27 protein-coding genes are annotated in these 25,847 nt (G+C 67.4%); all 27 read right to left on the minus strand.

Annotated elements, in window-relative coordinates; genetic code table 11:
* Positions 1 to 19: 19 nt before the first annotated feature.
* Positions 20 to 1,150, minus strand: a complete 1,131-nt coding sequence (gene flhB / locus ACS0OT_RS09480) for a flagellar biosynthesis protein FlhB (RefSeq protein ID WP_442256332.1) — start codon at positions 1,148 to 1,150, stop codon at positions 20 to 22.
* Between the two features lie 204 nt (positions 1,151 to 1,354).
* Positions 1,355 to 3,487 carry a putative bifunctional diguanylate cyclase/phosphodiesterase gene (locus ACS0OT_RS09485; protein WP_442256334.1) on the minus strand — a complete coding sequence of 711 codons (2,133 nt, stop codon included), beginning with the start codon at positions 3,485 to 3,487 and terminating at the stop codon, positions 1,355 to 1,357.
* A gap of 167 nt (positions 3,488 to 3,654) precedes the next feature.
* Positions 3,655 to 4,446, minus strand: a complete 792-nt coding sequence (gene fliR / locus ACS0OT_RS09490) for a flagellar biosynthetic protein FliR (RefSeq protein WP_329953620.1) — start codon at positions 4,444 to 4,446, stop codon at positions 3,655 to 3,657.
* A 13-nt stretch (positions 4,447 to 4,459) separates the two neighbouring features.
* Positions 4,460 to 4,729 carry a flagellar biosynthetic protein FliQ gene (locus tag ACS0OT_RS09495; RefSeq protein WP_005413254.1) on the minus strand — a complete coding sequence of 90 codons (270 nt, stop codon included), beginning with the start codon at positions 4,727 to 4,729 and terminating at the stop codon, positions 4,460 to 4,462.
* Between the two features lie 59 nt (positions 4,730 to 4,788).
* The gene (gene fliP / locus ACS0OT_RS09500; protein WP_049460579.1) at positions 4,789 to 5,568 is read right to left on the minus strand and encodes a flagellar type III secretion system pore protein FliP; all 780 of its coding nucleotides are present in this window, start codon (positions 5,566 to 5,568) and stop codon (positions 4,789 to 4,791) included.
* 1 nt (position 5,569) lies between these two features.
* Entirely contained in the window at positions 5,570 to 5,968 is a 399-nt protein-coding gene (gene fliO / locus ACS0OT_RS09505) for a flagellar biosynthetic protein FliO (RefSeq protein WP_171956126.1), read from the minus strand.
* 17 nt (positions 5,969 to 5,985) lie between these two features.
* A complete protein-coding gene (gene fliN / locus ACS0OT_RS09510; protein ID WP_005409543.1) occupies positions 5,986 to 6,321 on the minus strand; it encodes a flagellar motor switch protein FliN in 336 nt (111 codons plus the stop codon).
* Positions 6,318 to 7,322: a flagellar motor switch protein FliM gene (gene fliM / locus ACS0OT_RS09515; protein WP_005416434.1), complete on the minus strand. Its 1,005-nt coding sequence runs from the start codon at positions 7,320 to 7,322 to the stop codon at positions 6,318 to 6,320. The genes fliN and fliM overlap by 4 nt, the downstream gene beginning before the upstream one ends.
* Before the next feature lie 10 nt (positions 7,323 to 7,332).
* Positions 7,333 to 7,848, minus strand: coding sequence for a flagellar basal body-associated FliL family protein (locus ACS0OT_RS09520; RefSeq protein ID WP_005416435.1), 516 nt, complete (start codon positions 7,846 to 7,848; stop codon positions 7,333 to 7,335).
* 127 nt (positions 7,849 to 7,975) lie between these two features.
* A complete protein-coding gene (locus tag ACS0OT_RS09525) occupies positions 7,976 to 9,142 on the minus strand; it encodes a flagellar hook-length control protein FliK (RefSeq protein WP_442256336.1) in 1,167 nt (388 codons plus the stop codon).
* A complete protein-coding gene (gene fliJ, locus ACS0OT_RS09530) occupies positions 9,142 to 9,609 on the minus strand; it encodes a flagellar export protein FliJ (RefSeq protein WP_005416437.1) in 468 nt (155 codons plus the stop codon). Before fliJ ends, ACS0OT_RS09525 begins: the two co-directional genes overlap by 1 nt.
* A 3-nt stretch (positions 9,610 to 9,612) precedes the next feature.
* Entirely contained in the window at positions 9,613 to 10,998 is a 1,386-nt protein-coding gene (locus ACS0OT_RS09535; RefSeq protein ID WP_065178546.1) for a FliI/YscN family ATPase, read from the minus strand.
* Positions 10,995 to 11,636: a FliH/SctL family protein gene (locus ACS0OT_RS09540; RefSeq protein WP_065178547.1), complete on the minus strand. Its 642-nt coding sequence runs from the start codon at positions 11,634 to 11,636 to the stop codon at positions 10,995 to 10,997. Before ACS0OT_RS09540 ends, ACS0OT_RS09535 begins: the two co-directional genes overlap by 4 nt.
* Positions 11,633 to 12,619: a flagellar motor switch protein FliG gene (gene fliG, locus ACS0OT_RS09545; protein WP_024958226.1), complete on the minus strand. Its 987-nt coding sequence runs from the start codon at positions 12,617 to 12,619 to the stop codon at positions 11,633 to 11,635. The genes ACS0OT_RS09540 and fliG overlap by 4 nt, the downstream gene beginning before the upstream one ends.
* A 7-nt stretch (positions 12,620 to 12,626) precedes the next feature.
* The gene (fliF, locus tag ACS0OT_RS09550) at positions 12,627 to 14,273 is read right to left on the minus strand and encodes a flagellar basal-body MS-ring/collar protein FliF (RefSeq protein WP_442256339.1); all 1,647 of its coding nucleotides are present in this window, start codon (positions 14,271 to 14,273) and stop codon (positions 12,627 to 12,629) included.
* Positions 14,274 to 14,286: 13 nt separating this feature from the next.
* Positions 14,287 to 14,652 carry a flagellar hook-basal body complex protein FliE gene (fliE, locus tag ACS0OT_RS09555; protein ID WP_005416441.1) on the minus strand — a complete coding sequence of 122 codons (366 nt, stop codon included), beginning with the start codon at positions 14,650 to 14,652 and terminating at the stop codon, positions 14,287 to 14,289.
* A 335-nt stretch (positions 14,653 to 14,987) separates the two neighbouring features.
* Positions 14,988 to 15,404: a hypothetical protein gene (locus ACS0OT_RS09560; protein WP_049460596.1), complete on the minus strand. Its 417-nt coding sequence runs from the start codon at positions 15,402 to 15,404 to the stop codon at positions 14,988 to 14,990.
* Between the two features lie 186 nt (positions 15,405 to 15,590).
* Entirely contained in the window at positions 15,591 to 17,096 is a 1,506-nt protein-coding gene (locus ACS0OT_RS09565) for a sigma-54 dependent transcriptional regulator (protein ID WP_262090554.1), read from the minus strand.
* Entirely contained in the window at positions 17,093 to 17,470 is a 378-nt protein-coding gene (locus tag ACS0OT_RS09570; RefSeq protein ID WP_005409556.1) for a response regulator, read from the minus strand. The genes ACS0OT_RS09565 and ACS0OT_RS09570 overlap by 4 nt, the downstream gene beginning before the upstream one ends.
* 14 nt (positions 17,471 to 17,484) lie before the next feature.
* Positions 17,485 to 18,894 (minus strand): RNA polymerase factor sigma-54, encoded by a 1,410-nt coding sequence (gene rpoN / locus ACS0OT_RS09575; RefSeq protein ID WP_164093465.1) that lies wholly within the window; start codon positions 18,892 to 18,894, stop codon positions 17,485 to 17,487.
* 323 nt (positions 18,895 to 19,217) lie between these two features.
* The gene (locus tag ACS0OT_RS09580) at positions 19,218 to 19,850 is read right to left on the minus strand and encodes a response regulator (RefSeq protein ID WP_005413261.1); all 633 of its coding nucleotides are present in this window, start codon (positions 19,848 to 19,850) and stop codon (positions 19,218 to 19,220) included.
* 92 nt (positions 19,851 to 19,942) lie between these two features.
* The gene (locus tag ACS0OT_RS09585; protein WP_069138606.1) at positions 19,943 to 20,521 is read right to left on the minus strand and encodes a PilZ domain-containing protein; all 579 of its coding nucleotides are present in this window, start codon (positions 20,519 to 20,521) and stop codon (positions 19,943 to 19,945) included.
* Entirely contained in the window at positions 20,518 to 20,811 is a 294-nt protein-coding gene (locus ACS0OT_RS09590) for a hypothetical protein (protein WP_005416446.1), read from the minus strand. The genes ACS0OT_RS09585 and ACS0OT_RS09590 overlap by 4 nt, the downstream gene beginning before the upstream one ends.
* Positions 20,808 to 21,224: a flagellar export chaperone FliS gene (fliS, locus tag ACS0OT_RS09595; protein WP_005416447.1), complete on the minus strand. Its 417-nt coding sequence runs from the start codon at positions 21,222 to 21,224 to the stop codon at positions 20,808 to 20,810. Before fliS ends, ACS0OT_RS09590 begins: the two co-directional genes overlap by 4 nt.
* Before the next feature lie 128 nt (positions 21,225 to 21,352).
* Positions 21,353 to 22,768 carry a flagellar filament capping protein FliD gene (fliD, locus tag ACS0OT_RS09600; protein ID WP_005416448.1) on the minus strand — a complete coding sequence of 472 codons (1,416 nt, stop codon included), beginning with the start codon at positions 22,766 to 22,768 and terminating at the stop codon, positions 21,353 to 21,355.
* Positions 22,769 to 23,209: 441 nt separating this feature from the next.
* A complete protein-coding gene (locus ACS0OT_RS09605) occupies positions 23,210 to 24,379 on the minus strand; it encodes a flagellin (protein WP_061478706.1) in 1,170 nt (389 codons plus the stop codon).
* Positions 24,380 to 24,451: 72 nt separating this feature from the next.
* Positions 24,452 to 25,669, minus strand: coding sequence for a flagellin (locus ACS0OT_RS09610; RefSeq protein ID WP_005416451.1), 1,218 nt, complete (start codon positions 25,667 to 25,669; stop codon positions 24,452 to 24,454).
* Positions 25,670 to 25,847: the final 178 nt, after the last annotated feature.

The following is a 25,847-nucleotide window of genomic DNA, read 5'->3' on the forward strand; positions in this document are numbered from 1 at the left end:
CCGGTGGCGGGCTGGGCGCTCACGGGCGGCCTCCCTTGCCGAATTCATCCACCTGGATGTGCGGGGCGTCCGGCATCGGGCCAGTGCGCCAGGCGCGCAGCTGGTAGACGTAGGACAGGACCTGGGCGACGGCCGAATACAGTCTCACGGGAATTTCCTTTCCGAGTTGGCCTTCCCGATACAAGGCGCGTGCCAAAGGCGGGGCGGAGACGATCGCGACCTTGTTGCCGTCGGCCACTTCACGGATGCGCAGGGCGGTCTCGTCCACGCCCAGCGCGACCACGGTGGGGGCGTTCATGGCGCCGCCTTCGTACTTCAGGGCCACCGCGTAATGGGTGGGGTTGACCACCACCACGTCGGCGGTGGGCACCGCTTCCATCATCCGGCGGTTGGCCATCTGCTGCTGCAGCTGGCGGATGCGGCCCTTCACCTCGGGGCTGCCTTCGCTTTCCTTCATTTCCCGGCGCAGCTCTTCACGGGTCATCTTCAGCTTGCGCATCCAGTTCCAGCGCTGGTACGGCGCGTCGATGGCGGCCAGCACCAGCATCGCGCCGGCCGTGGCCAGCAGCAGGCGCAGGGTGAAGCCGAGGCCGTCGGTGATGGCGGTCTCCAGCGGGTGGTGGATCAGCCCGCGCAGGGTGTCAAAGCCGGTCCAGACCACCAGCCCGGCGGCCACACCGACGAAGGCCACGCGCAGCAGCGACTTGGTGAACTCGGCAATCGCCTCGGGGCCATACAGGCGCTTGAGCCCGCTCATCGGGTTCATGCGGTTGATGTCAGGCAGCAACGCCTTCTGCGACCAGCGCAGGCCGCCCATCACCAGCGGGGCGACGAAGCTGGCCAGCAGGCAGACCAGCACCAGCGGTGCGATCACCAGCATGAACTTCAACAGCAGGTCGCCGAAGTGGCCGAACAGTTCCTTCGGGTTCTGCCGCAGGCTCTGTTCCGGGCTGAGCGCCTGCTTCATCCAGGCCGTGGCGCCACGGCCGATCGAGCCGCTCATGGCCATCACCGCCAGCACACCGCCGCCGAACACGGCGGCGGTGCCGAGTTCGCGCGAGCGCGGCAGGTTGCCCTGTTCACGGGCGTCGCGCAGGCGTTTTTCGGTCGGTTGTTCGGTCTTTTCTCCGGCGGATTCGTTCTCGGACATCACGGGCACTGCGGCTGGGGTTGCCCAGGTGCGTGCAAGAACTGTTCCACGCGTGGCGTGGTGCTGCCCACCGCCGGTGTTGTAGGGTCGAGCCCACGCTCGGCTGCGGTTGGGTCCAGGCGAGAAGCGCAGCCGAGTGTCGGCTCGGCTCTACAGGAACGTGTCGCAGGAACTGCTGCGTGATGGGGCGCGCGCGGCCCGGAGTCAGCCGGGCGGGTGTTGCGGCGGTGGGCTCTGCGCCAGTTCCACCCGCGGCCGGGGCAGGTCGTGCAGCTGCATGAAGCGCGCCGCGTCGACCGGGCGGCCGAGCAGATAACCCTGCAGGAAGTCGCAGCCCAGGCGCTCCAGGTAGGCGCGCTGCGCGGCGGTTTCCACGCCTTCGGCGACGATGTCCATGTCCAGGGCATGGCCCAGCGCCACGATCGCAGAGACGATCACCACGTCCTCCGCACTGTGTTCCAGGTCACGCACGAACGCGTGGTCGATCTTGATCTCCGTGGCGGGCAGCCGCTTCAGGTACAGCAGGCTGGAATAGCCGGTTCCGAAATCGTCGATGGAGATGCCCACGCCCAGCGCCGACAGCGCCTGCAGCAGGCGAAGGCTGGTATCGGTATCGCGCATGACCGTGCTTTCGGTGATCTCCAGCACCAGGTGGCGCGGGGCAATGCCATAGCGTTCGATCACTTCACGCACATCCTGCAGCAGGTGTGGCGAACTGAACTGCACCGGCGACAGGTTCACCGACATCGACCAGCCTTCATGCCCGGCGTCGCGCCAGCGCCGCAGCTGCTGGCAGGCCTGGTCCAGTGCCCAGCGACCGATCTCGTTGATCGCGCCGCTGCGTTCGGCCAGGCGGATGAAGCGGTCCGGTGGGATCAGTCCGTGCTCCGGGTGTTTCCAGCGGATCAGCGCTTCGGCACCGGCCACCTTCTGGGTGGCCACGCGGATCTTCGGCTGATAGTGCAGGAACAGCTGCTCGCTGCCGATCGCACGGCGCAGGTCGGCCAGCAGCCGGAACTGCTGCTCGGCACTGTCGTTCATCCAGTCGGCGAACAGCACGAAGGCGTTGCGTCCGGATTCCTTGGCCTGGTACATCGCCGCGTCGGCGAAGGCCATCAACTGGCGCTCGCTGGCAGCGTGGTCGGGGCAGATCGCCACGCCGATGCTGGCGGTCACTTGAAGTTCGTTGTCCGGCAGCAACGGGCCGCTGCCCACCGCCTGCAGGATGCGCCGGGCGAGGGTGGGCAGGTCCTCGTCGTGCTCGATGCGCACCACCAGCACGAATTCGTCGCCGCCCAGACGGGCGAGCATATCGTTGGGCCGGAGCAGCTGGCGGGTACGCTCGGCCACCGCCACCAGCAGTGCGTCGCCGGCCTGATGGCCGTAGGCATCATTGACCTGCTTGAATCCGTCCAGGTCCATGAACATCACCGCGAAACGGCTGCCGCCCTGTTCGGCTTCGGCCAGCACCTGCACGATGCGCCGCTGCAGCAGCAGGCGGTTCGGCAGGCGGGTCAGCGGGTCGTGCAGTGCGGCCTGGGTCAATTCCTGCTGGGCATCGGTCAACGAGGTGCTCAGCATCGAGTTGCGAAGCCGCAGCAGCTGCGCCTCCACACGCTGGTCCAGCCACGAGACCACCAGCACCACCGCCAGGATCGCAACCGTCAACACCACCACCAGCATCGCCAGCCACTCGCTCTGCAGGCCATCACCGACCGCGGCGCCGCAAATGCTGCCTTCCGGGAAACGCGCGGCGGCCATGCCGGTGTAGTGCATGCCGACGATGGCCAGGCCGAGCAGGCCGGCGGCCGCCAACCGGTCACCGACGCGGGTGCGCTGCGCGCGCAGGCGGAACGCCACGTACAGCGCGGTCCACGAAGCGGCCACCGCCACCACCAGGGAGAGCAGCAGCCAGCCCGGGTCGTAGTCGATCCCGGGCTGCATGCGCATCGCTGCCATGCCGACGTAGTGCATGCCGGCAATGCCGGTGCCCATCAGCAGGGCACCACCGGCCAATCGAGGATGGGGCAGGGTACGCAGTGAGACCAGCCACAGTGCGAACACCGACGAGGCGATCGCCAGGGCCAGCGAGAGCAGGGTGATGGGCAGGTCGTAGCCCAGTGCAATGGGCAGATCGAAGGCCAGCATGCCGATGAAGTGCATCGACCAGACACCCAGGCCCATGGCGAATCCGCCCCCCAGGCGCCACCACCAGGCGGCTGCCCTGCCCGGGGCGGTGACCGTGCGCCCTGCCATGGCCAGCGCCGTGTACGACGCCATCACGGCGACCAGCAGTGAGATCGCCACCAGCCACGGGTTGTACGTGCCTACCAGCATTCGTCAGTCTCCCGGACCTGCCTGTCGACGGAAACCACGGTGGGGCATGCATGAGGCAGGCCAACGCGAACGGGCGCCGGCCAGGTGCGGCATCCCCCCGGTTGCCGCGCATTCACTCTAACGCGCAGACCGGGGGGGACTTCAAGCGGCAATACGTGATGACCGGGTCAGCGTGTGACCGCGTCCGCGGCCTGGAAGGCGGCGTCGAACAGGCGCTGTACCGGCGGCCCCATTTCCCCGGCCAGCAGCGCCAGGAGGAACAGGCCCAGCAGCAGCGAAACCGGCAGGCCCAGCTGGATCGGGTTCAGCGCAGGGGCGGCTCGCGCCAGGACACCGAAGGCCAGGTTCACCGCCAGCATCGCCACGGTCAGCGGGATGGCCAGGGTCAGCGCACCGCGCAGCACGGTCAGCAGGAAGGTTGGAGCGATGCTGAAGAAGGCATGGGGATCAGGCAGCGGGGCGCCAATCGGCAGCGCGCGATAGCTGTCCACCAGCAGCGAGATCAGCGCCAGGTGGCCGTTGGCGGTGAAGAACAGCAGCCCGAACAGCAGATAGAACCACTGTCCGATCACGCCGGAGGTACCACCGCGCAGCGGGTCGCTCATCTGCGCGAAGGCCAGGCCGGTGCCCTGCGCGATCAGTTCGCCCGCCATCGCACCGGCTTCGAACACCAGCCGCAGCAGGAAACCGATGGATACGCCAATGGCCAGCTCGCGCGCGATGGTCAGCACCGTGGCGGCGTCGAAGCCGGTCCAGTCCGGCACCGGGGGCAGCAGCGGGGCCAGTGCGATGGCCAGGGTGCCAGCCAGCACCACGCGCACCCGTGACGGGACGGCGCGGGTCCCGACCATGGGCATGGCCATGGCCACAGCGCCGATGCGCAGCATGGTCCACAGTAGGGTGCCGATCATGCCGAAGGCCTGAAGGCCGTCGGCAGCCATCTGGGTGGCGGCGTCCATCGAAGCGCGTGTCCTAGCCGATCAGGTGGGGAATTCGCTGGAACAGCAGCGTGGTGAATTCAACCAGGTGGCCGATCAGCAGGCTGCCCAGTGCGAACAGCACCGCGGTCAGTGCTGCAGCTTTGGCGACGAAGGCGATGGTCGGTTCATTGAGCTGGGTCGCGGCCTGCACGACACCAACCACCACGCCCACCACCAGTACGGTGAGCAGCAGCGGGCCGGCCACCCACAACACGGTGATCAGGCCGCCACGCAGTTCAGTCAAGGCAAGTTCGGGAGACATTCGGATTCCATCTGCTCATGTAGAGTCGAGCCCTGCTCGACTGCGCGTTACGGGGGATATCAGGCCGGATTGAAGCTCGCCGCCAACGTACCCACGGTCAGCACCCAGCCATCGACCAGCACGAACAGCAGGATCTTGAAGGGCGCCGAGACCAGCATCGGCGACAGCATCATCATGCCCATCGACATCAGCACGCTGGCAACGACCAGGTCGATGATCACGAACGGGATGAAGATCAGGAATCCGATCTCGAAGGCGGTCTTCAGTTCACTGGTGACGAACGAAGCGACCAGCACCGGGAACGGGATCGCGTCGGGGCTGGCGTAGGTGCCATGCCCGGCGATGCCGGCAAAGGTCATCAGGTCGGTCTCGCGGATCTGCGCCAGCATGAAGCCGCGCAGTGGCTGCGTGGTCAGCGTCCATGCGGTCTGGAAGTCGATGTCGCCGTTGAGGTAGGGCGCCATGCCCGCGCTCCACGCCTTGTCCCAGGTCGGCATCATCACCATTGCGGTGAGGAACAGGGCCAGGCCCAGCAGCACCTGGTTGGACGGCGTCTGGCCGGTGCCCAGCGCCTGGCGCAGCAGGCCCAGCACGATGATGATGCGGGTGAACGAGGTCAGCACCAGCAGCATTGACGGGATCAGGGTGATCGCGGTCATCAGCAGCAGGGTCTGCAGCGGCAGGCTGACCGGCTGGCCGCCGATCTTGCCGACGTTGACGTCCGGCAGAGGGGTGGCCGGCGCGCCGGGCGCGGCCAACGCCAGCGCCGGCAACAGGCACAGGGCAAGCAACAGCAGCCACGGCATCAGGGTGGCAAGTCGGGTACGGGTGACACGCATGTCAGGGATCCTTGCGCAGCCGCTGCTGCAGCAGCTGGGCGAAATTCGGCAGGTTCTTGAAGTCCGGCACGCGCACCGGTGCCGGTGGCGGCAGCGGCTCGGGCAGGGTATGCAGGGTATTGATGCCGCCGGCGGTGACGCCCAGCAGCAGTTGCTGGCCATTGACCTCCACCACCACCACGCGCTCCTTGGCGCCGACACTGAGGCTGGCTACCAGCTTCATGCCTTCGGCCGGGCGGAAGCCGCTGCCAGGCATGCGCTTGAGCAGCCAGCCCAGGCCGATCACCAGCGCCAGCACCGCCAGCAGCGCCAGCACCGCACCGAACAGGCTGGGTGCGGCGGCCGCATGCTGGCCGACCTGCGGGCCGATCGGCGCGGCGGCCTTGCCGACCGCGAGCAGGGTGGAGGCCAGCAGGCTCAACGCAGTCTCCGGATACGCTCGCTGGGGCTGACCACGTCGGTCAGGCGCACGCCGAAGCGGTCGTTGATCACCACCACTTCGCCGTGGGCGATCAGGGTGCCGTTGACGAACACGTCCAGCGATTCGCCTGCACCGCGTTCCAGTTCCACCACCGAGCCCTGGTTGAGCTGCAGCAGGTTGCGGATCGGCAGGCGGGCACGACCGACTTCCAGCGACAGGGTCACCGGCACATCGAGGATCACGTCCAGGTTCAGGTCCGGACCATTTGCCTCATCGGCCTGCAGGCTGCTGAACTGGGCCGGGGTCGGTTCGAGGGCGTCGATATCGTTCATTGCGGGTCTTCCTGGATGACGGGTACGCGCGGGCGGGTGCCCGGCGGATGGGTAGCGGTGATCTTCACGGCGTTCATGCCGTTGGCGATGCCGAACTCGCCGGTGAACACGGGGATGTTCTCCACGCATAGCGGCACCTGCGGGCTGAGCTCGATCGGCAGGATGTCGCCGACCTTCAGCTGGGTCAGGTCGCGCAGGGTCATGCGCTTGCTGGCCAGCACGCTGGACAGGGTGACTTCGGCGACGTTGAGCTGCTCACGCAGGGTCTTGCCCCAGCTCTCGTCGCGGTCGTTGCGGTCGCTCTGGATGCCGGCGTCGAGCAGTTCGCGGATCGGTTCCAGCATCGAGTAGGGCAGGGTGACGTGGATGTCGCCGCCGCCACCGTCGAGCTCGACGTGCAGGCGGCACACCACCACATATTCGCGCGGGGTCACGATGTTGGCGAAATGCGGGTTGATCTCCGAGTTGATGTACTCGAAGTCGACATCCATCACCGGTGCCCACGCTTCGCGCAGATCGGCGAAGGTCTGCTTCAACAGCAGGTGGATGACCCGCATTTCAGTAGCCGTGAACTCGCGGCCCTCGATGCGGGTGGGGTAGCGCCCGTCGCCGCCGAAGAAATTGTCGACGATGGCGAACACCAGGGTCGGCTCGAACACGATCAGGCCGGTGCCGCGCAGCGGCTTGAAGCGGATCAGGTTCAGGTTGGTCGGTACATACAGCGAGTGCATGTAGTCGTTGAACTTGATCAGTTCGATGCCGCGCACCGACAGTTCGGCCGAGCGGCGGATCAGGTTGAACAGGCCGATCCGCCACAGGCGCGCGAAGCGCTCATGGACCATTTCCAGGGTCGGCATGCGACCACGGATGATGCGGTCCTGGCTGGCGAAGTCGTACGAGCGCGCTTCGCCTGACGGGGGTTCCGCATCGGTCTCGACCGCGCCACTGTCCACGCCGTGGAGCAGGGCATCGATCTCGTCCTGGGACAGCAGATCATTCATCGGTGGGCCCTTACTGGGTCACGAAGCTGGTGAACAGCAGATCGTCGGCGCCGTTGCTGCCGGTCTCGGCCTTGAGTACCTTCTGCACCTCGGCCAATGAGGCGGCCTGCAGCTTCTGCTTGCCGGCGACATCGGCGATCTGGTCCGGGCTGACCTGCGAGAACAGCATCAGCAGGCGCGCACGGATGGCCGGGGCGTGGGTCTTGATCGCTTCCAGCGCGGCCGGGTCGCGGGTCATCAGCTGGACCTCCAGCTGCAGGTAACGCGGGCCGTCGACCGGGCCATTGAGGTTGACCACGAAGGCCGGGTCCAGCGCGAAGTACTGTGCCGGGGCTGGGGTCGCGCTCTTCTTCGGCGCCTGCGCGGTCTTCTCTTCGTGCTTGGACTGGGTGAAGAACCACACGCCGCCACCGGCGGCAGCGGCGGCCAGTACGGCCACCAGCGCGGTGATCAGGATCGGACTACGCGGCTTGGCGGCCTTGTCCTTCTCTGCGGTCTTCTTGGTTTTGTCAGCGGCTGCGGCCACGGGTGAAGCTCCTGAGGGTTGCTTCACCGGGATATGCAAGGGGCGTGCCGAAGGCCGGGCAGCGGGATGCGACGGAATTCCGTCGGAAACCTGCGCTGGTGGGTGCCGACCCTGGTCGGCACGGCTGTCAGGCGTAGGCGTCCAGCAGTCCGCGCTGGCGGATCAACTGCGCCGACGACACGCTGGCATCGCCCGGCGTCGGTTCTCCGTCGCCGATGATGCCGCTGCCACCGGGCTGGCCCGGCGCATTGCCCTCACCACCCGGTGACTGGTGGCCGACATCGGCGTGGGCCAGCTGGAAGCCCTGTTCGCCCAGCAGCTCGCGCAGGCGCGGCAGGCTGCTTTCCAGCGCTTGCCGCACGTCCACGTGCGGGCTGCTGAAGCTGGCATGCACCTTGTCGCCGTTCAACTGCAGGCGCACGTCGACCGGGCCCATGTCGTCCGGGCTCAGGCGGATGTGGGCGTGGCCGATCTTCTGGTCGGCCAGCCAACCCAGGCGTGCGCCGATGGCCTGGTCGAAGCCATCGTCACCCAGCACGGGTTTCGGCGTCGGCTCGCCATTGAAGATCGCATTGCCGGCGGCGAGCGCCGCCTTGAGGTCCTGTACGGCGGCTGCTGCCGGGGCGTGCAGCAGGGGTGTGCTGGCGCGGTCGCCAACGGCGGCCACGTCACTGCCTTCGCCGCGCTCGCTGCGCTTGCCGGGCAGGATCATCTCCGGCAGTGGCAGCGCCGTGGCATCGTCCGCACTGGTCGCCGCCGGTTTGGCGTCAGCCGCCACTGGGGTTGTGGTGGCCGTCGCCGGTGCGTCTGCAGGCAGTGTCGGGTTCGTGGCGGGGGCAGCAGCAGGCAGCGCGCTACCGTCGCTGGCCAGCGCCGGTGCAGCGGTGGTCGGCAGAGCAGCGGCCGGATCGGCAGGCATCGGCATCGCCAGCACCAGGCCGGCCAGGCCGGGCGGTGGCCACGGGGCGTCCTCGGTCGCGGAGGGCTTGTCCTTCTCGGTGCCGGGTCCCGCTGGGGTCGCGGCAACGGGTGGCAGCGACGTTTCAGCAGTTGCCGCTTCGGCGCCCGCATTGCGTTCATCCGGTGCCTGGCCATTGCTGTCGGCAGTCGATGGCGGGCTCGGCGTGGATGGCGTCGGCGTCGTGGCGTTTCCCGCAGACGCGGGCGCGCAGGGCGCACCGCCCTGCAGCAGCTGGCTGAAGTCCTTTCCGCCTTCGCTGCGCGAGGCGCGTGCGGCACTGTTGCTGGTGGCGGGCGTGGCCGTGTTGGCGCTGCTGGCGAGCGGGGCGGGCATCACGAGCGGCCTCCCTGCTCGGCGCCGTCCTGGTCTTCGGCCTGCACCAGGCGTGCACGCCGTGCGCCAATGTCGTCCATCTCGCGCTGGTCGCGGCGGTCGGTCACCACCTTTTCCTGCGCCCGGTAGCTGGCGGCCAGCTGCTCCAGCACCGCCTTGTCACGGCTGGCCAGGATCAGGCGTGCGCGCTCGGCCTCCACTTTTTCGCGGTTGCCATTGACCGTGGCCTGCTGCTGCTCGACCGCGCTGTCCAGTCGATCGAGGAAGGCGCGGCGGTTGAGCAACTGTGCCGGGCTGGTCGCCGCCATCTGTGCGTTGGCGTACTCCTCGGCATAGCGGCGCAGTTCGTCCAGTCGCGACAGATGGGTGTCGAGCACGCGCTGGCGTTCGGCCAGGTCGCGGGCGACCGCGTCCTCATGTTCCTGGGCCCGCTTGAGCAGGGGATCGATGCGCTTGGACTGGTTCATGGCTTAACTCTCTTGTTCCACCAGGCGCTGCAGCGCCGCCTGGCTGTGCGGGAGATCTGCGGCCTTGGCAACGTCCTGGCCGAGGAACTCCATGATTTCCGGCCAGCGTTCCAGGGCTTCGTCGGTGGCCGCGTCGTTGCCGCGCTGGTAAGCACCGATCGCGATCAGGTCCCGGTTGGCCGAATAGGCCGAGACCAGTCGCTTCAACTTGCGGATGCGCAGGCGCCACGGTTCGTCGGCGATTTCAGTGACCACGCGGCTGACCGACGACTCGACGTCGATGGCCGGGTACAAGCCGCTGTCGGCCACGCGGCGCGAGAGCAGGATGTGGCCGTCGAGGATCGCGCGCGCGGCATCGGCGATCGGATCCTGCGGATCATCGCCTTCGGTCAGCACCGTGTAGAACGCGGTGATCGAGCCACGGCCCTTGGCGCCATTGCCGGCGCGTTCGACCAGTGCCGGCAGCTTGGCGAACACCGACGGCGGATAGCCGCGGGTGGTCGGCGGTTCGCCGACCGACAGGCCGATCTCGCGCTGCGCCTGGGCGAAGCGGGTCAGCGAGTCCATCAGCAGCAGCACGTTCAGGCCCTGGTCGCGGAACCACTCGGCAATGGCGGTGGCGCGGTAGGCACCATGCAGACGCGCCAGCGGCGGCCGGTCGGCAGGGCTGGCGACCACCACGGCGCGGCGCAGGCCTTCCTCGCCCAGCGTGGTCTCGACGAAATCGCGCACTTCGCGGCCGCGTTCACCGATCAGGCCGACCACGATCACGTCGGCGGCGGTGTAGCGGGTCATCATGCCCAGCAGCGTCGACTTGCCGACGCCGGATCCGGCGAACAGGCCGACGCGCTGGCCGCGGCCGATCGGCAGCAGCGCGTTGATCGCGCGCACGCCCACGTCCAGCGGCTGGGTGATCGGTTCACGCGCCAGCGGATTGATCGACACGCCGGCCATGCCAACATGGCCCTCGGCGCGGATCGGGCCCTTGCCATCCAGCGGCACGCCGTCGCTGTCGATGACGCGGCCGAGCAGGCCTTCGCCCACTTCCACGCCGCCCCGGCGCGCCGATGGCACCACCCGGGCATTGGGCAGCAGGCCATGCAGTTCGGCGCTGGGCATCAGGTAGGTGCGCTCGCCGGCAAAGCCGACCACTTCTGCATCGACCCAGCCACCGTCGACCACTTCCACCTTGCAGCTGGCACCCAGCGGCGCTTCGCAGCCGACCGCTTCCAGGGTGAGCCCGACCGCACGGCGCAACACGCCCTCGCGGATCAGGCCGCGACCATGCGCGGTGTCCACGCGCAGGCCATCCAGGCGCCGCGCCAGGCGCAGGTTGCGGGCTACGGCCCAGTCGGCCGGCGGCGGAGTGGTTTGTGGTCCGGCACTCATGCCGTCGCTCCGGTCTGGCGGATCACCGCATCCAGCGCACCGCGCAGGCGGGCTTCCAGGGTGCCGTCGATGCGCACGGCTTCGGCGTGCACGCGCAGGTCGCCACGGCTGAGGCTGGTATCCGGTACCAGGCGCTGCGTCGGCGAAAGATTCAACAGCGGGGCGAGGGCAGCGATGTCATCCGGATGCAGCCGCACTTCCACCTCGCGGGTGCTGCCGCCCACGGCGTCGATCGCTTCGCCGACCAGCTGCGCCAGCAGTGCCGGCTCGGCTTCGTAGGCGCGGCCGACCAGTGCGCCGGCGATGCGAACCGCCAGTTCGCCGAGTGCACCGACCACTTCGTTCTCCAGCCGCACCAGCGGCCGGCTGAAGTTGTCCAGGATCCCTTCGATCTGCGCGGCGAGGCGACGTACTTCGGCCTGGCCCTGGCCGTAGCCGTCGGCATGGCCCTGTTCGAACCCTTCCTTCTCGGCGTTGTCCTGGATCGCCTGGATCTCTTCAAGGGTCGGCAGCTGCAGCGGCGGCTCCGGTTCGTGTTCCGGATCCGGCTCGGTGAGTTCGAACGCATCCTCCTGCTCCAGCACTGGTTCGGGCTGGGCCAGCAGGTCCGGGGCAAGCCAGCGCACGACGTTGCTCACAGCATGGCCTCCGCGCTGCCACCGATGGTGACGGTGCCTTCATCGGCCATGCGCTTGACGATCGCCAGGATCTCGCGCTGTGCGCCTTCCACGTCGGACAGGCGCACCGGGCCGCGGGCTTCCATGTCCTCCAGCAGGATCTCGGCCGCGCGCTGCGACATGTTGCGGGTGATCTTGTCGCGCACCTTGATGTCGGCGCCGCGCAGGGCCAGGCCCAGGCGCTCGCCGCTCACCTCGCGCAGCACCAGCTGCATCTCGCGATCGTCCAGGTCGACCAGGTCGTCGAACACGAACATCAGGTCCTGGATGCGGTTGCTCAACGGCGCATCGATGCGCGCGATTTCGCCCAGGATTGCCTGGTCCTGGCCGCTGTCCATGAAGTTCAGGATGTTGGCCGCGCACTGCACGCCGCCGATGTTCGATGACTTCAGGTTCTGGTTGCCCGCGAACTGGCGCTCCATGATCTCGTTGAGTTCATTGAGCGCGTTCGGCGGAATACCGTCGAGGGTGGCGATGCGCAGCAGCACATCCACGCGGGTACGGTCCGGCAGCAGCTTCAGCGCGTCGGCGGCCTGGTCGGTTTCCAGGTGCGCCATCACGATGGCGATGATCTGCGGGTGCTCGTTGCGCACCAGGTCGGCCACCGCACGCGGGTCCATCCACTTCAGCGCGTCCAGGCCGGTGGTGTTGCGGCCGAGCAGGATGCGGTCGATCAGGTTGCCGGCCTTCTCGCTGCCCAGCGCCTGCACCAGCATGTTGCGGATGTAGTCATCCGAGCCCACGCCCAGCGAGGTCTTCGAGCCCAGTTCCTGGCCGAACTGGTCCATCACCCGCTCCACCTGCTCGCGGGTGATGTCGGTCATGGTGGCCATGGCGATGCCGATCTTCTGTACTTCCTTGGGTTCCATGTGGCGCAGCACTTCGGCCGCATCCAGCTCACCCAGCGAAAGCAGCAGCACGGCCGCGCGCTGTACTCCGGTCAGTTGTGCCTCAGTCATTGGCCACCCAGCCTTTGACCACCTGGGCCACGCGCTTGGAGTCGGTCTTCACGGCTTCACGCGCCATCCGCAGTCGTTCCTCATATGAATCCACCGGCAGTGCGAGCGCATCCGGTCCGCCCAGGCTTGCCCGCTCGGTGCCCAGCGCTGGCAGCGCAATGCCATCGTCATCGACCAGCTGCACATCCGCGGTGTGCGGTTCCAGGGCCTGTTCGTCATTCTTCTTGCTCTGGCCGGTGATCGCGCGCAGCGCCGGGCGCAGCACGCCGAACAGCAGCGCCAGCACCACCACCGCGCCCAGCAGCATGCGGCCTGCATCGTGCACCCACGGCAGCTCCCACCAGGCCGGGCCTTGTTCGGGCGTGGTCTCGCGCACGAACGGGGCATTCATCACCGACACGGTGTCGCCACGCTCGGCGTTGAAGCCGACGGCCTGCTTGACCAGCGCCTCGACGCGGGTCAGTTCGGCGGCCGACAGCGGCTGCGGGCTCATCTTGCCGTTGGCGCCGGCGCGCGGCACGTTGTCCACCAGCACCGCCACCGACACGCGCTTGATGCGGCCGGCCGGCTGGCGGGTGTGCTGCAGGGTGCGGTCCAGCTCGTAGTTGCGGGTGGCGTTCTTGCTGCTTTCGGTCGGGGTCTGCGCGGTGGCCGGCGCGGCCTGCTGGCCCGGCGGACTGTTGCTGGTGGCACCCGGCACGCCCTGCGGACCCGGCGTGCTGGTGGTGTTCTCGCTCATCTGCTCGCTGCGCAGCTTCTGCGGTTCACCGTTGTAGAGCTCACGGGCTTCCTCGGTCACCGAGAAGTCCATGTCCACGCTCACTTCCGGGTTGACGCGGCCGGGGCCGGTCATCGGCTCCAGCAGCTCGCGGATGCGCTGGTTGAACGAGGTTTCCTGGCGCCGCACCTGCTCGAACTGCGCGGCGTTGACCGCCGCCTCGCTGTTCGGGTCGGTGATGCTGAGCATGCGCCCGCTCTGGTCGACCACGGTCACCCGTTCCGGCGCCAGGTCCGGAATGCTGGCCGCGACCATGTGCACGATGGCGTCCACCTGGCTGCGTTCCAGCTGCTGGCCGCCCCGCAGTTCCAGGGTGACCGAGGCGCTGGCCACGTCACGCTGGCGGGTGAAGGCGCTGGGCTTGGGAATGGCCAGATGCACGCGTGAATCACGTACCGGGCGCAGCGTGTTGATGGTGCGCGACAGCTCGGTTTCCAGCGCGTGCTGGTAGCGCGCGCTTTCCACGAACTGGCTGACGCCGAAGCCCGGGTCGCGTTCCATCAGCTCGAAGCCGAGCTTGCCACTGTCGGTCAGGCCGGAGCCGGCCAGCTTCAGGCGGGCGTCGTGCAGGTTCTTTTCCGGCACGGTGATGCCACCGGTGGCCGGATCGAGCGCGAACGGAATCTGCGCGGCGCGCAGCAGGTCGGTCGCTTCAGCGGTCGCCTTCTGGTCCAGGCCGGTGTAAAGCGGGACCATGCCCGGCTTCTGTGACCAGAAGAACACGGACAGGCCTGCCGCCACCGCCACCGCGATCATCGCCATCAGGCCCAGCCGACGGGTGATCTGCAGACTCTGCAGGCGGTCGAACCATTGCCCGGCCTTTTCGGCGTTCAGGCTGTCCTTGGAGAGCGTCAGTGCCATGCGTCTCTATTCCTTACAGCGGCATGTTCATCACGTCCTGGTAGGCCTGGACGAGACGGTTGCGGACTTCCACGGTGGCGCGGAAGGCGATCTGGGACTGCTGCGAGGCGACCATCACCTTGGCCAGGTCGGCGCTGGGGTCGCCCATTTCAAAGGCCTTGGCGAGGGCGCCGGACTTCTGCTGCGCATCGTTGACGCCGGCAATCGCACCACGCAGGGTTTCGGTGAAGCTGGCCGGCTGGGCCTGCGGTGCTTCCAGCACCGTGCCCGGCAGGGCATTGCTGCGCGGCGTTTCGCCCAGCGGGTTGAGCGCCGGCTGCCCCATCTGGGTCTGATAGGAGCGGATCTGCGAAAGGATCGAAGTGACGGAGTGGGACATCTGCAACGGTTCCAGAAACAGGGATGGGGTTGTCTGCTGGAGCAGGTGCAAGTGCCGTGCCGAAACCGGTTTTCGATTCAGTGACGTGAGGGTCTGGTGTGTGTGTGCTGGCAGGGCTGCGCCCTGCACTCGCCGAATCAACGTCAACGTCAACGTCAAAATCGGGCTATCCGTGGGGTGGCGGGCTGGGTCCGGCGACAGGTGGCCGCGATCTGTTGAAACCTGCTACTGATGGTGGGTGCCGACCGTTGGTCGGCACGGGGTCGGATCCCGTTGCAACGCAACGGGCTCTGACCCCATTGAAGGCGCCATTTAACCGGCGTCGGTTTTCTGGCCTACGGCTGCAGGGTCCAGTGGCCGGAATTCTGGCGCTGGCGCGGGGCGATGGGGCCGTCGTGCTGGGTGTAGATGAAGCGGCCCTGGCGGTCGCTCAGGCAGGTCAGCAGCAGGGTGTAGCGTGCGGGGCCGGCCGGGTGGCTTTCGCTCATCTGGATCTCCGCGATATGCGGGGCCAGGCGCTGGTAGCGGTAGCTGCCGCCGATGCGCAGGTCGGTGCCGAGGATATCCAGCACGTACTGGTTGCCGGTGAAGCTGACCTGCACCATGCGTCCGGCGTTCGGATTGTCCGGCGCATACAACGGATCGCTGAGGTTGGTGAAGTGGCGCTGGTCCAGCGTGACAGGTAGCGTGCAGTTGGCCGCGGTGGCCAGGGCCGGGCAGAGCAGGGTGGCGAGCAGGGCAAGGCGATGCATGGTGGAACCTCCTTGGGGGTGTCCTCGCCATGCTCCGCACTGCGGCGGTGTTGTCTCTAGGAAAACGTGCAAAAGCAATGGGCTCAGATCCCGCTCCGCAGCAAGGGGATGTGAGCCCAGGCGCCCAAAACACCAACGCCCGGGCGAGCCCAGGCGTTCGTGCCCCCTTCATGCTGGTGGCGCGGTTCAGCCGGCCAGTTCGGCCTGCTCGCGTTCGATGCCGTACTTGCGCAGCTTTTCCACCAGGGTGGTGCGGCGCAGGCCAAGCAGCTGGGCGGCGTGGGCGACCACGCCCTGGGTGCGTTCCAGTGCTTCGTTGATCAGGCCCAGTTCGATGCTGGCCATGTGGTTGCGCAGGTCCATGCCCTCGTCGGGCAGTGCGGCCGGTGCCGCCGGGCGATTGACGGCGATACCGTGTTCCAGCGCCGGCTGGTTGCCGCTGCCGGGTGTGTGGAAGGAGAAGCTGCGCAGGTCCAGTCGCTCTTCGCTGGCGGCGGGCGGTGCCGGCGCCAGCGCAGCGACGGCGGCCAGTGCCGCATCGCCACGATAACGGGCCGGCAGGTCCTGTACGCGCACCGAGCCACCCGGATGCAGTACGGCCAGTCGTTCGACCAGGTTGGTCAGCTCGCGCACGTTGCCCGGCCATTCGTAGCCGGCCAGCGCCTGCAGGGCTTCCGGGGTGAAGCGCACTTCGCCACGGCCAGTGCGGGCCAGCTGCGCGGCGATGGTTTCCACCAGTGCCGGCAGGTCTTCGCGACGCTCGCGCAGCGCGGGTACTTCAATCGGGAACACGTTGAGGCGGTAGAACAGATCCTCGCGGAACTTGCCCTCAGCGATGCGGGTCTCCAGGTCGCGATGGGTCGCGGCCACCACGCGCACGTTGCAGCGGATGGTCTGGTTGCCACCCACGCGCTCGAAACTGCGCTCCTGCAGCACGCGCAGCAGCTTCACCTGCATCGGCAGGCTCATGTCGCCGATTTCGTCGAGCAGCAGGGTGCCGCCCTCGGCCATTTCGAAACGGCCCTTGCGCGCGGTGAGCGCGCCGGTGAAGGCGCCCTTCTCATGGCCGAACAGTTCGCTTTCCAGCAGGTCGGCCGGAATGGCGCCGCAGTTGATCGCCACAAACGGTCCGTCACGGCGTGGCGAACGCTGGTGGATGGCGCGCGACACCACTTCCTTGCCGGTACCGGATTCACCCAGCACCAGCACGGTAGTATCGAATGCGGCCACCTGCTCGATCATGGTGCGCAGGGCGCTCACTGCCGGGCCGTTGCCGGTGGGTCCCTGGTCCTGCGCGGCGCCGGCCTGATGCTCGGCATCCAGGCGCTTGAGGCTGGCGCGGCGCAGCAGGGCTTCCATCTGCGCGTGGCGCAGCGGCGTTTCCAGCGGCCAGATATTCGCTTCATGCAGCCCGTGCTGCTGGGCAAACACTGCGGCATCACCATCGGCCAGCAGCACCGGAGGCGGCAGGCTGCTGCCGCCCAGCCAGTTGTACAGCGCGGTGCTGGCGGGGCTGTCGTCCAGGCTGCCGACGATCACCGCCATCCAGTCGTTCTGGCGCTGCCGGCCCAGGTCGAAGTCGGCCGCGTCGGACACCCAGCGCGGATTGAAGTCCATGAATTCCAGCAGGGCAACGGTGCGCTCTGCGCGCACGGCGTCGTTGTCCAGCACCAGGATGCGCGATTCACTCACGACTGTTCCTCCCTGAGGCCTTCCAGGATCGGCATGACTTCCTGGATGTAGGACAGCTTGCTGACAAAGTTGTCGGCACCGGCACGCAGCGCGTGTTCGCGGTGCTCGGCGTCGTCGAAGTGGCTGGCGATCACGATGTACGGTGCATCGTCCTGCGACTTGATCAGGCGGGTGGCCTGCAGGCCGCCCATCTCCGGCATGGCCAGGTCCATCAGCACCACCTGCGGGCGCAGCGTTTCCGAGCGCTCGATCGCTTCCAGGCCGTTGCCGGCACTGCCGACGATCTGCAGCCAGTCGATCTTGCGGAAATGGCGCATCGCCGCGTTGATGAAGCCCTCGTGGTCATCGACCAGCAGGACCGTGAGCTTGTTCATGTCCAACATCCTTTTCAGCCCACCCGGGCCAGCTGCGGTTGCCTGGCGCTGAGCCGGCGCCGTTCGCGGGCCGGGGCGATATCCAGTTGTTCTCGGTATTTTGCGACGGTTCGGCGGGCAATGTTCACCCCCTGGCGTGACAGCAGGCCGGCAATGGCCTCGTCGGCCAGCGGACGGCCGGCGGGTTCGGCGTCGATCAGGCGGCGGACCATGGCTTTCACCGCCTGGCCGGAGACGCTGGCGCCTTCCAGGCGCACGGCGAAGAAGTGCTTCAGTTCGAAGGTGCCGCGCGGGGTCTGCAGGAACTTGCCGGTGGTGATGCGCGAGACGGTGGACTCGTGCATGCCGATTTCCTCGGCCACTTCCTTCAGGGTCAGCGGCGCCATCGCCTCTTCGCCACTCACCAGGAAGGCGGCCTGGCGCTCGACGATCACGCGCGCGGTGCGCAGCAGGGTGTCGTAGCGCATCGACAGGCCGCGGCTGAACCAGCGCGCCTCCTGCAGCATCTCGCGCAGTGCCGGCGCGGCTTCGCTGGTTTCGGCCAGCGCCTGTTCGTACTGGCTGTTGATCGAGACGCGGCGGCTGGTGGCCGGGTTCAGTGCCACCTTCCATTGCCCATCGGCGTGCCAGGCGACGACGTCCGGCACTACCACAGCGTTGCGTTCGGGCAGCAGGCTGTCGCCGGGGCGCGGCTGCAGCGAGAGGATCAGGCGCACCGCCTCGCGCACGTCGTCGATCTCGGCGTCGTGCTGGCGGGCGAGGGCGGGGTAGTCGTGCGCGGCCAGTGCCTCGAGCGCGCCAGCGAGGATGCGGGCGGCCAGGTGACGCGCGGGGACCACGCCGTGCAGGCTGCGCAGTTGTGCCTGCAGGCCTTCGCGCAGGTCCTGCGCAGCCATGCCAGCCGGTTCACCGTGCAGCAGCTGCTGGCGGATGGCCTCGACGCCTTCGGCGGCGATGTCGAACTGGGCGCTGGCCAGCAGCTGCAGCTGCGCCAGTGGCGCCTGCAGGTAGCCTGCCTCGTCGCAGTGGTCGAGCCAGAACGCGGCCACCGCCAGTTCGCTGTCGTCCATGTCCAGCGCCAGGCGCTGCAGCACGCGCAGCTGAGGGTCGGTCGACTCACCGGCGGCAATGCGCGCCATGCGGTCGTCGTCGCCGTCCTGCCAGCTGGCGCCGGCCACGTCCCACATCGAAGACTCCGGCAGCTCGTCGAACGCGGCGGTTTCCAGCGTGGTGGCGCTGACCTCGGTGGCATCAGCGGCCGGCGCTTCGGCCTCTTCGATCTCCAGCAGCGGGTTGGAGTCCAGCAGGCGCTGGATTTCCTGTTCCAGGTGCAGGCCATCAAGCTGCAACAGCCGTATCGACTGCAGCAGCTGCGGGGTGAGGTGAAGTTGTTGGCCCAGCTGGGTCGAGAGTGCAGCCTTCATCGTGGTTCCCCGGCGCCGCTCCCCGGCGCCTTGTGGAACGCATCTTGCTTTTGATCCGGCGTGGGCGGAATCGGGGGGTTCCTGAGGGGATTCGTGGTTGTCCCGACAGGATGTAGGGGTTATCCCTACATTGGCTCGGGATATTGACGAAACGGGCCGCCAAGTCATTGATTCGTCGTGCCGACGCAGCGGGTTTTGCAGCGGCCGGTGTACGGATTCCTGTCAGGGAATGTCGGGGTGACGGGAATTCGTCGCCGGTGCAGTGCCGGGCAGGGGTCAGATCCCTTTCCTGCGGAAAGGGATCTGACCCCATTCGCAGGCAATCACTCCAGCTCGTGCTGGTGGCGCGCGGCCAGCAGCAACAGGTCATTGGCGCGGCGGCAGCCCAACGACTCCATCATGCGTGCGCGATGGGTTTCCACCGTCTTCACGCTGATGCCGAGGTCCGCGGCGATTTCCTTGTTGCTTTCGCCCTTGCCGATGCGGCGCAGGATCTCGCGCTGACGCGGCGACAGCGCGGCAATGCCGGTAGGCTTCTCGCGGCCCAGCATGGGTGCCAGCATCTTGGCCGAGATCTGGGGACTCAGGAACACCTGGCCGGCATGCGCGGCGCGCAGCGCCAGTTCCAGCTCCTGCGGTGCTGCATCCTTCACCACGAACCCGACCGCACCGCGATCCAGGGCGTCGCGCACATGGGCGGCATCGTCGTGCATGGTCATCATCACCACCCGGGTGCCCGGGGCGCGCAGGCGGATGTCGCTGAGCGCTTCCAGGCCGGTGCGGCCCGGCAACGAGAGATCCATCAGCACCACATCCGGCGCATGCTGCAGCGCCAGCTGCAGTGCCTGTTCGGCGTTGCTGGCCTCGGCGACGAGCTGCACGTCGGCAAACCCCTGCAGCAGCCGCGCCAGGCCGGCGCGGACGAGGGTGTGATCGTCGACGATGAGAACTCGCACAGGCACGCAACAGATCCGTGTAGGGGAGTCCACCTTAACTTAGCTGAACGGGCGCGCCAAGGCTTGCCCGCCAAGCGTGATGGTGGCAGCTTTCAGCGCGCCCGGCGCGCCTCGGCCACCTGGCGGCGGTGCAGTCGGAACAGGTGCCGTTCCATTGCCATTTCCAGGCCGTCGCCGAGGCGCTGGAAGCGCAGCCACAGGAAGTGGCCGCCGCTGCCGTCGGCTGCCTCGGCGATCACTTCCACCGGCAGGTCGATGTGGTCGGGCAGCCAGTCGCTGGGCTGCAGGCGCACCACGCCGGCCTGTCCGGGGCTGGCACCACTGCGCGGGCCCAGCTGCAGGCGGATGCCACGGCGCGACCAGCGCACCGGGCGCAGGGGCAGTTCCAGGCCCTGCTGGCGCACCAAGCGGCCGAGCAGCACCATCGCCAGGTCCAGCTTGGCTTCAAGGCGTTGCAGCTGCAGGGTGGCCTCGTTGCGCTCGTCGTGCTCGTCAACACGGCTGTCTTCGACCAGTGCCAAGCTGCGCAGCAGGCCTTCGGCACCGCTGGTGCGTCCGGCCGCGCTGCCCGCCTGGAACTCGGCCGGCAGGGCCAGCTCGCAGCTGAGCGTTTCGTCGAACAGCTCGCTTTCGGCAGGATGGTGCAGCGACGTGGTCGGCAGCTGGGTCATGCCAGCGATTCTGCCTGCAGGTAGGCATGGGCGGCGCGAAGAGAGCGCTGACCGTCATTCATCAGTGCGGCTGCTGCATCGCGGCGCTGGCGCAGCAGGCCCAGAAGGCTCTGCTGGCGCTCGAACAGGGCGCTCAGCGGCGCGTGGTCCGCAGCGGTCAGCGGCTGGCTGAGCAGGGCATGCAGGGTGCTGTCGTGCCCGTCGAGCAGGCTGTCGGCCTGGTCCAGGGCGTCATCGCCCAGTGCCTTCTCGAAGGCATCCAGCTGCGCGTGCAGTTCGGGCAGGCTCATGGCGCCACCGCGGCCGGGCGGCGCTGTTCGTGCGGGATCGCGTTCCAGGCGCTGTCGATCTCGCCCAGCAGCTGCAGCGATTCATCCAGCGCGGCGCGGTCGTTGTGCAGGTTGGCTTCGGTCAGGCGCTGCAGCACGTAATCGTACAGGGCCGACAGGTTGCCGGCGATCTCGCCGCCGGCCTCATGGTCCAGCGAGCCGTTGAGGTGGCCGACGATCGCGCAGACTTCGCCGATCGCCTTGCCCTTGCCGGCCTGGTCGCCGCGCTCGAGGCTGGCCAGGGCGCGACGCACGCGCTCCAGCGCGCCGGCCAGCAGCATCGCCACCAGCTTGTGCGGATCGGCATCGGCGACCGCACTGGTCACTCCCACCTGGCGGTACTGCTCGGCATATTGACGGCTGGAACCGTACATTCGTGATTCTCCTTGCGCGGGGTGCCGCCGGGCGATCGTGGGGATCGGTGCCGGCGGCGCGGCGATGATTGCTGTTGCGTCCGTTATCGGTGCATTGCGCGGCAAACTTGAGTGCCACGCACGCATCGTCAGCGGTTCAACTGTGCCAGCTGCTGCTGCAGCGCCGTGTTGCTCTGCTGCAACTTGCCCATCAGGCTGTCCAGCGCGATGAACTGCTTCTTGTAGCGCTCTTCCACGCTCTTCATCCGCGTGTCGAGATCCTTGCGGCGCTTGTCGATGTTGTCCAGCGTGGTGTTCAGTCCCTTGGTCCGCGCGACGAACGCGCCTTCCTTGCCGACCGTGGTGCTGACATAGCCGTCGACCAGCGTGTACAGCTTGCCGGCACCGCCGGTATCTCCGGTGATCGCCTGGCGCATCTTCTCCGGCTGGCTGGCCAGTGCGGCGGCGAACTTGGTGGTGTCCAGGATCAGCGTGCCGTCGGCATTGGGGTAGCCGCGGGTATCCAGACCGATCGCCTTGGCATCGAGCTTGTCACCAGCCAGGTCCTTGAGCACGCTCGACATCACCGAGCGCAGCTGGCTGGTGGCGCCGCGCATCTGCGCATCACCGGTCAGCGTGGAGGCTTCCTTGGTCTTGGCGTCGTACTTGGTTTCGGTGTTGATCGCCGCCAGTGCGGCGTTGTAGGCGGTGACGAACTCCTGCATCACCTTGGTGGCTGCCGCAGTGTCGGTGCTGATGGTCACCGTGCTGGTGCCCGGCATCTTCAGGTTCAGGGTCAGGCCCGGAACCGCATCGGCCACCGTATTGCTGGCGCTTACGACCTTCACGCCATCGATGGTCAGCTCGGCGTCGGCGGCGGCGGTGTTCTGCTTGAGGCTGTTGACCAGTCCCCCCAGCTTGGCGTCGCTGCCTGCGTATTCGAGCTTGATCGCGTTGGCGGCACCGGTCTTCTCCTGGGCGATCGACAGGTACTGGTTGTCGCCGGAGCTGATCAGGGTGGCCTGCACGCCTTCCTTGCGGCCAGCCGCATCGATCTTGTTGCGGATGGTGGTCAGCGTGTCGCCGTCCTCCACCTCCACGTTCATGGTCTTGGCCTTGTCGCCCACGCCAACGGTCAGCGTCAAGGTTCCGGCAGCAAACGTGTCGGTCTTGGGTACCGAGGTATCGGCGATCAGTTTGTGCGCGGTGGCCAGCGAGGTGACATTGACCACGTGCGTGCCATTGGAGGCGGCAGCCTTGGTTGTGCCGACGTCATACAGCGCGACCGACGCCGTCAGGATCTCGTCGGTGCCCTTGTCGCCGCCTTTGCTTGCGGTCACGGTGCGCGTGTCGAACGCCGTGGTGGCCTTCAGTGCGGTCAGCGCCGTCTTCAGCTTGTCGAAGGCCGAGGTGATGGTGCCGATCGACGACAGCTGCATCTTGGCCTTGGACTGCTGCAGGTTCAGCGCATTGTCGGCGGGCTTGCGGTCGGCTGCGACCAGCTGGTTGACGATGTCCGAGATGTTGAGCCCCGAGCCAATGCCACCGTATCCAAAGTCTGCCACGTCGTTTCTCCTGGTATCCGGGCCCGGCCGTCGTGCGCTGGCCCGTCGTCAACGAAAATAGCGGCCTGCGCCGCTGGGTCTTGAGGACTTCGTTGATGCACGTGCCGTGCCAATCGCCTGGCGCGGGTTCTGGCACGCGGGTTGCAGGTGGGCTGGGGCAGGGTGCGGGTGGGTTCACCGCGGGCTGCCGGGAGTCTGCAAAAAGCCCTCCCCCAATGCAGGGGAGGGATCAGACTACTGACAATCGGGGGGAGACGAAGCCGCCCGGTACGTACAGTCAAAGGTACAGCGCTGAAAGAGAGGTCCGCAGGAGCGGGCGATGCCAAGCCGGTTCGGGACTCATCCCGGGCCGGGCATGGCCCGCGCCTTCGTGCATCGTGGCTTCCCGGTTGCCGCTACCGTCGGTTCGACCCGACGGTAGCGGCGCCTTCTTGCCGTGGATCAGCGCAGCAGGCTGAGCACGCCCTGCGGCACCTGGTTGGCCTGGGCCAGCATGGCCGTACCGGCCTGCTGCAGGATCTGGGTGCGGGTCAGCTCTGCGGTTTCCTTGGCGAAGTCGGTGTCCTTGATGCGGCTACGCGAAGCCGACAGGTTTTCCGACGAGGTCTGCAGGTTGGCCACCACCGAGGTGAAGCGGTTCTGGATCGCACCGAGGTCGGCACGGGTGCTGTTGATCGCACCCAGGGCCTTGTCGACCACTTCCATCGCCTGCTGTGCACCCTTCACGGTGGACACGTCGATCTTGTCGGCGAACTTGGCGGTCGGCGCGGCACCTGCGGTGAACCCAGCGATGGTGCTGCTGAAGGCCGTGAAAGCACCGGCATTGTTGACGCTGTCCTTGACCGAGGTCAGGGTGAGCGCGCCGGCCGCGTCGGCTTCGGCATAGACGCCGGTCTCGCCGATCTTGGCATTGATCGCGGTTGCGACGGCCTTGCCGGCTGCCGCGGTGTTGGCGGCCGCATCGCCGACGCTCTTCACGGTCATCGCGTCGAAGTTGACGACGGTGCCCTTGCTGTCGGTGATGGTGAACGCGGCAACAGCGGTATCAACGTTGTCGGCACCGGTGACGGCAGCAGTGGCCGTGGCGAACTGGGCACCGCCCAGGGCGTTGGCCTTGGCGTCGATGGTCTTGTCGATGGCGATGGCCTGGCCGGCGTTGGCACCGACCTGGAACAGCTGGCTGGAGAACGAGCCGTCCAGCAGCTTGGTGCCGTTGAAGTCCGACTGCTTGGCAACGCGGTCGATTTCCGAGACCAGCTGGGTCACTTCGGCCTGCAGCGCCTTGCGGTCGCTGGCCGAGTTGGTGGCGTTGGCGGCCTGCACCGACAGCTCGCGGACGCGCTGCAGGTTGTTGCCGATTTCGGTCAGCGAACCTTCGGCGACCTGGGCCAGCGAGATGCCGTCGTTGGCGTTGCGGATGGCGACGTCGGTACCGCGGATCTGCGTGCCGAAGCGCTCGGAGATCGCCAGGCCGGCGGCGTCGTCCTTGGCGCTGTTGATGCGCGAACCGGAGGACAGGCGCTGGATGGTGGTAGCCAGCGAGCTGCCGCTGGTGCTCAGGTTACGCTGAGCATTCAACGACATCGTATTGGTGTTGATGACTTGTGCCATGAGGAGAGGTCCTTGAGCGGTTGCACGTGAGTTGGGTCAGACGCCCCCGACGTGCCCCGGGGGCGGCTCATGTCAGCGCTGCAACAGGCTGAGCACGTTCTGCGGTACCTGGTTGGCCTGGGCCAGCATGGCCGTACCGGCCTGCTGCAGGATCTGGGTGCGGGTCAGTTCGGCGGTTTCCTTGGCGAAGTCGGTATCGCGGATGCGGCTGCGCGATGCGGACAGGTTCTCCGAGGAGGTCTGCAGGTTGGCGACCACCGAGGTGAAGCGGTTCTGGATCGCGCCGAGGTCGGCGCGGACGCTGTTGACCGATTCCAGGGCCTTGTCGACGATCGACATCGCCTTCTGTGCGCCTTCGGCGGTGGTGACGTTCAGGTCCTTGACGAAGCTGGCTGCTGCACCGGTCAGGGTGCCGCCGTTGGTGCTGGTCTCGGTCAGGCCCAGGCCGGCGATGGTCGCGGCGGTGACGCCGGCCGGCGGGGTTGCCGCGCTGACGCCCAGGGCGAAGGTCTGGCCATCCTTGACCGAAGCCAGGCTGATGACGCCGGCATTGACCGAGGCCACCACGCCGGTTTCACCCAGCTTGTTGTTGATCGCCGCAGCGGTGGCCGAGGTGATCGACTCGCCGGCCTTCACGGTGAAGTCGCTGATGGTGACCGTGGTGGCGGTGCCGCCCGGCGGGGTGACCGAGACCTGCAGGCCGGAGTAGGTGGTGTCGGCCGTGGCCTTGTCCACCGCCAGCGCAGTACCGGTGTAGCCGTTGGCGAAGGTGGCAGCCCCCAGCGAATCGGCCTTGGCGTTGACCACGCTGTTGATGGCGATGGCCTGGCCGGCGTTGGCGCCCACCTGGAACAGCTGGCTGGTGAAGCTGCCGTCCAGCAGCTTGGTGCCGTTGAAGTCGGCCTGCTTGGCCACACGATCGATTTCCGAGACCAGCTGGGTCACTTCCGCCTGCAGGGCCTTGCGGTCGCTGGCCGAGTTGGTGGCGTTGGAGGCCTGCACACCCAGTTCGCGGATGCGCTGCAGGTTGTTGCCGACTTCGTTCAGCGAACCCTCGGCGACCTGGGCCAGCGAGATGCCGTCGTTGGCGTTGCGGATGGCCACGTCCAGACCGCGGATCTGGGTGGTGAAGCGCTCGCTGATGGCCAGGCCGGCCGCGTCGTCCTTCGCGCTGTTGATGCGCAGGCCGGACGAGAGGCGCTGGATGGTGGTAGCGAGCGAGCTGCCGCTGGTGCTCAGGTTGCGCTGAGCGTTGAGCGACATCGTATTGGTGTTGATTACCTGTGCCATGGGGTCGTCTCCTCTTATATGGAACCCGTTGGTGAATGAAACGAAGCGCCGCCTGTTTTTTTGTGTGGCTGTGTGCTTCGCCGTTGCCAAATGAATAACGGCGCTTTGTCAACAACCTTTAGCCGTGAATTCCGCTGAAGCCGGAATTCGTTGCCTGAAGCTGTTTTCCCGGGGTTTT

Source organism: Stenotrophomonas maltophilia group sp. RY12688 (genome assembly GCF_052149045.1).
GTDB lineage: Bacteria > Pseudomonadota > Gammaproteobacteria > Xanthomonadales > Xanthomonadaceae > Stenotrophomonas > Stenotrophomonas sepilia.

Excerpts from the sequence above, each read along its gene's own strand:
- flhB (WP_442256332.1), bottom strand. The coding sequence starts at position 1,150 with ATGTCCGAGAACGAATCCGCCGGAGAAAAGACCGAACAACCGACCGAA.
- ACS0OT_RS09485 (WP_442256334.1), bottom strand. The coding sequence starts at position 3,487 with ATGCTGGTAGGCACGTACAACCCGTGGCTGGTGGCGATCTCACTGCTG.
- fliR (WP_329953620.1), bottom strand. The coding sequence starts at position 4,446 with ATGGACGCCGCCACCCAGATGGCTGCCGACGGCCTTCAGGCCTTCGGC.
- ACS0OT_RS09495 (WP_005413254.1), bottom strand. The coding sequence starts at position 4,729 with ATGTCTCCCGAACTTGCCTTGACTGAACTGCGTGGCGGCCTGATCACC.
- fliP (WP_049460579.1), bottom strand. The coding sequence starts at position 5,568 with ATGCGTGTCACCCGTACCCGACTTGCCACCCTGATGCCGTGGCTGCTG.
- fliN (WP_005409543.1), bottom strand. The coding sequence starts at position 6,321 with ATGAACGATATCGACGCCCTCGAACCGACCCCGGCCCAGTTCAGCAGC.
- fliM (WP_005416434.1), bottom strand. The coding sequence starts at position 7,322 with ATGAATGATCTGCTGTCCCAGGACGAGATCGATGCCCTGCTCCACGGC.
- ACS0OT_RS09525 (WP_442256336.1), bottom strand. The coding sequence starts at position 9,142 with ATGCCCGCCCCGCTCGCCAGCAGCGCCAACACGGCCACGCCCGCCACC.
- fliJ (WP_005416437.1), bottom strand. The coding sequence starts at position 9,609 with ATGAACCAGTCCAAGCGCATCGATCCCCTGCTCAAGCGGGCCCAGGAA.
- ACS0OT_RS09535 (WP_065178546.1), bottom strand. The coding sequence starts at position 10,998 with ATGAGTGCCGGACCACAAACCACTCCGCCGCCGGCCGACTGGGCCGTA.
- fliF (WP_442256339.1), bottom strand. The coding sequence starts at position 14,273 with ATGGCACTGACGCTCTCCAAGGACAGCCTGAACGCCGAAAAGGCCGGG.
- fliE (WP_005416441.1), bottom strand. The coding sequence starts at position 14,652 with ATGTCCCACTCCGTCACTTCGATCCTTTCGCAGATCCGCTCCTATCAG.
- ACS0OT_RS09560 (WP_049460596.1), bottom strand. The coding sequence starts at position 15,404 with ATGCATCGCCTTGCCCTGCTCGCCACCCTGCTCTGCCCGGCCCTGGCC.
- ACS0OT_RS09570 (WP_005409556.1), bottom strand. The coding sequence starts at position 17,470 with ATGAACAAGCTCACGGTCCTGCTGGTCGATGACCACGAGGGCTTCATC.
- rpoN (WP_164093465.1), bottom strand. The coding sequence starts at position 18,894 with ATGAAGGCTGCACTCTCGACCCAGCTGGGCCAACAACTTCACCTCACC.
- ACS0OT_RS09585 (WP_069138606.1), bottom strand. The coding sequence starts at position 20,521 with ATGACCCAGCTGCCGACCACGTCGCTGCACCATCCTGCCGAAAGCGAG.
- ACS0OT_RS09590 (WP_005416446.1), bottom strand. The coding sequence starts at position 20,811 with ATGAGCCTGCCCGAACTGCACGCGCAGCTGGATGCCTTCGAGAAGGCA.
- fliS (WP_005416447.1), bottom strand. The coding sequence starts at position 21,224 with ATGTACGGTTCCAGCCGTCAATATGCCGAGCAGTACCGCCAGGTGGGA.
- ACS0OT_RS09605 (WP_061478706.1), bottom strand. The coding sequence starts at position 24,379 with ATGGCACAAGTCATCAACACCAATACGATGTCGTTGAATGCTCAGCGT.
- ACS0OT_RS09610 (WP_005416451.1), bottom strand. The coding sequence starts at position 25,669 with ATGGCACAGGTAATCAACACCAATACGATGTCGCTCAACGCTCAGCGC.